This is a genomic window from Halorubrum tibetense (assembly GCF_042661865.1).
Lineage (GTDB): Archaea > Halobacteriota > Halobacteria > Halobacteriales > Haloferacaceae > Halorubrum > Halorubrum tibetense.
Genome location: NZ_JBHSWW010000124.1, coordinates 1 through 6,786, shown reverse-complemented (window position 1 = coordinate 6,786; position 6,786 = coordinate 1). Strand labels below are relative to the sequence as shown.

General features: G+C 67.6%; 5 protein-coding genes. 4 read left to right on the top strand and 1 reads right to left on the bottom strand.

Going from position 1 to position 6,786, the window contains the following annotated elements:
* From tatC to ACFQEU_RS09290, 4 genes are all read left to right on the top strand, one after another.
* A partial coding sequence (gene tatC, locus ACFQEU_RS09305; RefSeq protein WP_379781463.1) for a twin-arginine translocase subunit TatC occupies window positions 1-905 on the top strand: 905 nt, incomplete at its 5' end.
* 94 nt (window positions 906-999) lie between these two features.
* The gene (gene uvrA, locus ACFQEU_RS09300; protein ID WP_379781461.1) at window positions 1,000-3,954 is read left to right on the top strand and encodes an excinuclease ABC subunit UvrA; all 2,955 of its coding nucleotides are present in this window, start codon (window positions 1,000-1,002) and stop codon (window positions 3,952-3,954) included.
* A 66-nt stretch (window positions 3,955-4,020) separates the two neighbouring features.
* Complete coding sequence (locus ACFQEU_RS09295) at window positions 4,021-5,289, top strand: magnesium transporter (protein WP_379781459.1); 1,269 nt, start codon at window positions 4,021-4,023, stop codon at window positions 5,287-5,289.
* A 141-nt stretch (window positions 5,290-5,430) separates the two neighbouring features.
* Window positions 5,431-5,811, top strand: coding sequence for a RidA family protein (locus ACFQEU_RS09290; protein WP_379781457.1), 381 nt, complete (start codon window positions 5,431-5,433; stop codon window positions 5,809-5,811).
* A 34-nt stretch (window positions 5,812-5,845) separates the two neighbouring features.
* Here ACFQEU_RS09290 and ACFQEU_RS09285 read toward each other — a convergent pair.
* Window positions 5,846-6,786: MutS-related protein (locus ACFQEU_RS09285; protein ID WP_417448538.1), on the bottom strand; the 941-nt coding region annotated here is incomplete at its 5' end.

The following is a 6,786-nucleotide window of genomic DNA, read 5'->3' as shown; positions in this document are numbered from 1 at the left end:
GCGCCGACGCGGGCGGCGACGCCACCGACGGCGGGCTGCTCGGGACGATCGGCGACCGCTCCTCGCGGGCGTCCTCGACGTTCCTCTCGGAGCTCACCGACGGCGAGGGCGAGGAAGCCGAGGACGACATCGGCGGCTACTACACGGACCTCAAGTTCATCTTCGACTCGTTGCGGTCGCGGTCGTTCCGGCTGCTGGTCGTGTTCGGCGGCGTGATGGCGCTGGCGTTCACGTGGCTGTATCTCGGCGGGCTCGCGACCGTGCGCGCGGACCTCGAATCGCGCGTTCCGGAGGCGGTCGACGGGGGGATCAACATCATCACGCTCCACCCTGTCGAGGCGCTGATCTTCATGGTGAAGTTCTCGCTCCTGCTCGGGATCGTCGCCGTCTTCCCGTTCCTGCTGTACTACGCGTGGCCCGCGCTCCGCGACCGCGGGTTCGTGGCCGGGCACGTCCGGCAGGTGTACGTGTGGACGGCGGCGCTGTCCGCCGGGCTGATCGGCGGCTTCGCGCTGGGATACACGTACATCGCCCCCGCGCTTATCGGGTGGTTGATAACCGACGCCGCGACCGCCGACATGATCATCACGTACCAGGTGAGCGACTTCCTTTGGCTCGTCATCTACACGACGGTCGGCATCGGCTTCCTCGCCGACATTCCCGTGCTGATGGTGCTTTTGAACAAGGCGGGCGTCCCCTACGACGCCTTCCGCGGCCGCTGGCGGGAGGTGACCGTCGGGATCCTCCTGTTCGCGGCGGTGTTCACCCCCGCCGGCGTGATCACCATGTTCCTCGCGACGCTCCCACTCATGCTGGCGTACGGCGTCGGCGTCGGCGTGCTGTTCCTCGTCACGTTCGGCGGCCGCCGGAACCTCTCGCCGCCGGCGGAGATCGTCGGGCGCTGAGCCGGTCGACGGCGGGCGCTGAGCCGGTCGACGGCGGGATCCGATCGCCGAAACCGACGGGTATTCCCGCGCGCGGGCGCAACAGTGGACCAGCATGAGCAAGGACTACATCGAGGTCCGCGGTGCCGAGGAGCACAACCTCAAGGACCTCGACGTCCGGATCCCGCGCGAGGAGTTCACGGTCGTCACCGGCCTCTCAGGGTCGGGGAAGTCGTCGCTCGCGTTCGACACCGTTTACGCCGAAGGGCAGCGCCGCTACATCGAGTCGCTGTCGGCGTACGCCCGCAACTTCCTCGGACAGATGGACAAACCGCAGGTGGAGGCGGTCGAGGGGTTATCGCCCGCCATCTCCATCGACCAGAAGAACGCCGCTAACAACCCGCGATCGACGGTCGGGACCGTCACCGAGCTGCACGACTACCTCCGGCTGCTGTACGCCCGGATCGGCACCCAGCACGACCCCGTCACCGGCGAGGAGGTCGGCGAACAGTCCGCCCAGGACATGGTGGCACAGGTCCTCGAACTCCCCGAGGGAACCCGTGCGAAGGTCGCCGCGCCGGTCGTACGCGACCAGAAAGGGGCGTTCGAGGAGCTGTTCGAGGAGCTCGTCGCCGACGGGTACGCCCGCGTGGAGGTCGACGGCGAGCCGATGGACCTCACCGTCGCGGACCCCGAGCTCGACCAGAACTACGACCACACGATCGACGTGATCGTCGACCGCGTAAAGGTGAGTCCGGACGCCCGCTCGCGGATCACCGACTCGGTCGAGACCGCCCTCGAAGAGGCCGGCGGCGCGCTCAAACTGATCGTTCCCGACCCGCCCGCGGACGTCCCGTTCGCCTCGAACACGCGTTCGACTGGGTCGCTGGCGGCTGACGCCGACGGCGACGATCGTCTCGTCGTCGAGTTCTCCGAAGCGCTCGGTAACCCCAACTCCGACTTCCAGTTCTCGGCGATCGAGACCCGTTCGTTCTCCTTCAACAGCCCGTACGGCGCGTGCCCGGAGTGTGAGGGGATCGGGTCGACGAAGGAGGTCGACGAGGATCTCGTGATCGAGGACCCCTCGAAACCGCTCAAACACGTGTTCGAGGCGTGGTCGTACAACCGCTCGTACTATCGGACGCGGATCGACAACGTCGCGGATCACTTCGGCGTGAGCGTCGATACCCCGTGGAACGAGCTCGACGAAAATATCCGAGATCAGTTCCTCTACGGCACGGACCGGCAGGTCGTGTTCACCCGGCAGACGAAGAACGGGACGCGGCGCAAGGAGAAGCGCTTCGAGGGCGTCATCCCCAACCTGGAGCGCCGCCACGTCGAGACGGACTCACAGTCCACCCGCGAGCACATCGAGGAGTACATGGCGGTGACGACCTGCCCCGAGTGTGACGGGACTCGCCTCAAGGAGCAGTCCAGACACGTGCTCGTCGACGGCACGCCGATCACCGAGGTGAACCGGCTGTCGATCGGCGACGCCCGGCGGCACTTCGAGGGGATGGAAGAGCGGCTCGGCGAGCGCGACACGAAGATCGCCGAGGAGATACTCAAGGAGATCCGCGCACGACTCGGCTTCATGGAGGAGGTCGGCTTGGAGTACCTCACGCTCGACCGGGAAGCGTCGACGCTCTCGGGCGGGGAGAGCCAGCGAATCCGGCTCGCGACGCAGGTCGGCTCGGGGCTCGTGGGCGTCCTCTACGTGCTCGACGAGCCCTCGATCGGGCTCCACCAGCGCGACAACGACCGCCTGCTCGACACGCTCACGGGCCTTCGTGACCTGGGCAACACGCTCGTCGTCGTCGAGCACGACGAGGAGACGATGCGCCGCGCCGACCACGTGATCGACATGGGTCCCGGTCCCGGCAAGCGCGGCGGCGAGGTCGTCGCTCAGGGCGAGTTCGACGACATCGTCGACGCCGACGGCTCCGTCACGGCGGACTACCTCGCGGGCCGCAAGGAGATCCCGGTCCCCGACGAGCGCCGCGAGCCCGACGGCGAGCTCGTCGTCCGGGGCGCTCGCCAGCACAACCTGACGGATCTGAACGTACCGATCCCGCTCGGGACGCTCACGGCCGTCACCGGCGTCTCCGGCTCCGGCAAGTCGACGCTCGTCCACGACATCCTTTATAAAGGACTCGTGCGAGAGATGAACGACAACACCTCGGTCGATCCCGGCGACCACGACGCGATCGAGGGGATGGACGGGATCGAGACGGTGCGACTCATCGACCAGTCGCCGATCGGACGGACGCCGCGCTCGAACCCCGCGACGTACACGGACGTGTTCGACTACGTCCGGGAGCTGTTCGCCGAGACCAAGCTCTCGAAGCGGCGCGGCTACGAGAAGGGGCGCTTCTCGTTCAACGTGAAAGGCGGCCGCTGTGAGGAGTGTGGCGGACAGGGCACGGTCAAAATCGAGATGAACTTCCTTTCGGACGTGTACGTCCCCTGTGAGCAGTGTGGCGGTGCCCGGTACAACGACGAGACGCTCGACGTTACGTATAAGGGCGCGACGATCGCCGACGTGCTCGACATGAGCGTCGACGAAGCGTACGACTTCTTCGAGAGCCACCAGGGGCTCCAGCGCCGCCTCAAGCTCTTGAAAGACGTCGGACTCGGCTACATGGAACTGGGTCAGCCCTCCACGACTCTCTCGGGGGGTGAGGCCCAGCGCGTCAAGCTCGCCGAGGAGCTCGGCAAGAAGGCGACCGGCGACACCCTCTATCTGCTCGACGAGCCGACGACGGGGCTCCACAAGGAGGACGAGCGCAAGCTGATCGACGTGCTCCACCGGCTCGTCGACGGCGGCAACACGGTGGTCGTCATCGAACACGAGCTCGACCTCGTGAAGAACGCCGACCGCATCATCGACCTCGGCCCGGAGGGTGGCGAGGGCGGCGGCGAGCTCGTCGCGAGCGGAACGCCGGAGGAGGTGGCCCGCGACGACGACTCACACACCGGACGGTACCTGCGCGACCTGCTGCCGGCCGTGGAGCTGGAGGGGCCGCGAAACGACCGCCGGAAACCGGCGAAGGCGGCGAGCGACGACTGAGCGGCAGCTCCAGGGCGTCGATGTCGGTGTCGCCGCTGTTTAGTGACCAGCTGACGCGTACCCTGTATGGGAGTCCAACCCGAGTCGATCCAGGAGACGATCGCCATGTCGTCGCGACCGGGCGACGAGCTCACGTCGCTTCCGGAGCGGGAGTGGCGGGACGTCTACTTCTCGCTCGCCGAGGACGTCAGAGCGGCGGTCGCGGCTGACATGAGCCGCACTGAACTGGAGACGTTTCTCGATCGGCTGGACCCCGACGAGATCACGGACGTCCTCGGCTACGTCGACGAGGGGACCCGCGACACGCTACTCGCGACGCTCGATGAGACTCGCCGCGAGAAGGTCGAGTTCCTGCTGTCGTTCGACCCCGAGAGCGCAGCCGGCGTGATGAACCTCGATTACGTCACTGTCGACGCCGACCGGTCGTTTGGGGCAGTGACGGATCGCGTCCGCCGGTTCAAACGGCGGACCGACCGGACACCGACGATCCTCGTCACGGAGGACGAACACCTCCTCGGCGAGCTCCCCGGGACGGCGCTGTCGACCGCGGACCCGGAGACGGACGCGGTCACGGACTACGTCCAAGAGACGCCCTCCGTCAGGTACGACAGCGACGACGAGGACGTGCTCGCGGTGTTCCGAGAGAACAGCGAGCGGACCGTCGCGGTGCTCGACGAGGAGGAGGACATTCTCGGCGTGATCTACGCGAGCGACCTCCTGCGGCTGATCGACGAGGCCGCCGGCGAGACGCTGTACGAGTTTACCGGCGTCTCCGAAGAGGAGAGCGTCCTCGACGGGCCGGCCGAGAAGGTCCGGCGGCGGTACAAGTGGCTCATCCTCAACCTCGGGACGGCGTTCATGGCCGCCGCGGTCGTGGGGCTGTTCGAGTCGACGATCGCCGCGGTCGCGATCCTCGCCGCGTACATGCCGGTCGTCGCCGGGATGGGAGGCAACGCCGGGACGCAGGCGATGGCGGTCACGGTTCGCGGCATCTCCCTCGGACAGGTGTCGCTGTCGACCGGGAAGCGCGTCGTCGCGAACGAGGTCATCGCCGGAGCGGCGAACGGAATTATCACCGGCGCGCTCGTGGCGGTCATCGCGACCGCCTTCTCATTCGGCGAGTTCGGGCTCGCGCTCGGCGCGGTCATCGGCATATCGATGGTCGCGAACCTCGTCATCGCCGGGTTCTTCGGCGCGATCACGCCGCTGGTTCTCGATCGACTCGGATTCGATCCCGCCACGTCGGCGACCATCTTCATCACGACGGCGACCGACGTGCTCGGATTCTTCGTCTTCCTCGGACTGGCGCGGGCGGTCCTGTTGCCGCTGCTGTAGGCGGAAGACCCGTGTTTCCGGAGTGCGGCCGACACACTCCGGCGAGAACCACGGGACATCCGTCTGACAAGACCGAAATTCCGCACGGAACCGCTCCTGCGACCCGTATCTTGATGTGCGGGTGCGTCGTCGCTTCGACCGATGCGAGAGATCACGACCGACGACGTGCCGGAGGCCCTCGGCCCGTACTCCCAGGGGATCGTCTCCGGTGACACGGTCCACGTTTCGGGAAAGACGGGCGTGGATCCCGACACGGGCGAGGCACCCGAATCGGTGGCCGAACAGACGACTCAGACCCTCGCGAACGTCGCCACGATACTGGAGGCGGCCGGGACGTCGACCGACGCGATCGTGACGGCGACCGTCTATCTCACCGACATGGACGATTACGACGCGGTGAACGAGGCGTACCGTTCGTTCCTCTCGGAGCCGTATCCGGCGAGGACCTGCGTCGAGGTGTCTCGACTCCCCGCACCGCTCGACGTCGAGATCACGGTCACGGCGGAGCTCGGCGACGATTGAGTCCGAACGACCGATCGGGTCGAGAGACGTCCGCTCAGAACTTCTCCAGCAACTTCGCATAAAAGTCGCTCTCGCGGTCCTCGGCGAGCTTCTCGACGATGAGCTCCGGCGTCGACCGCGCGAGGTGACCCTTCCGCGGCGAGCGGTTCACCCGCAGCTCGCCGTCGACGAGCCCCTCGGCCTCGATGCCGTCGACGGCGACGTCGAACGTTGCAGCGGCGCGGATCTCCCGAGCGAGGTGGGAGACGAACACCGCCGTGGCGTCCTGTCCGTCGAGCGCCTCTAGGATGCCCGCGATGATCTTCGCGGACGCGCCGGGCTCCGTGATCGACTCCAGCTCGTCGACCAAGACGAGACGGCCCGCCGCCCCCTCGACGAGGTCGCCGAAGTCCCGCAGCGTCGCCTCGAACGCGCCCGCGTCGAGGGTCCCTTGTGATTTCGCGTAGTAGTGGAGCTCCTCGAACCGCTCGATCCGCGCCGACGCGGCCGGGACGGGCATCCCCATCTGCGCGAGCACCACGACGAGCGCGACCAAGTCGAGGGTCGAGGTCTTGCCGCCGGAGTTCACCCCCGAGAGCAGCGTCGGGCCGGAGACGGCGTAGTCGACGGGCTCGACCGCGTCGAACGCGACGTCGAGCAGCGGGGACCGCCCACCTTCGATGTGGAACCCGTCCCCCCCGCCGTCGCCCGGATCGACCACCTCGGGCATCACGCAGTCGAACTCGCGGGCGAACCGGGAGACAGCGAGCTCGACGTCCAGTTCGAGGGCGTCGCGGACGAGCGTCTCGACGGGACCCCGTAGCTCCGCGAGGTCGTTCGCGAGCTCGGCTTTGAGTCGTGCCGCCCGGCGGTCACGTGTGGCGCTCAGCTCGGTTTCGAGCCGGGAGACGGCGGTCGCGTCGTGCTCGACCGGGAACGTCGGATCGCCGCCGAAGACGCGGGCGGCGAGGTCGGCCTCCGCCGGCTTCAGCGCCA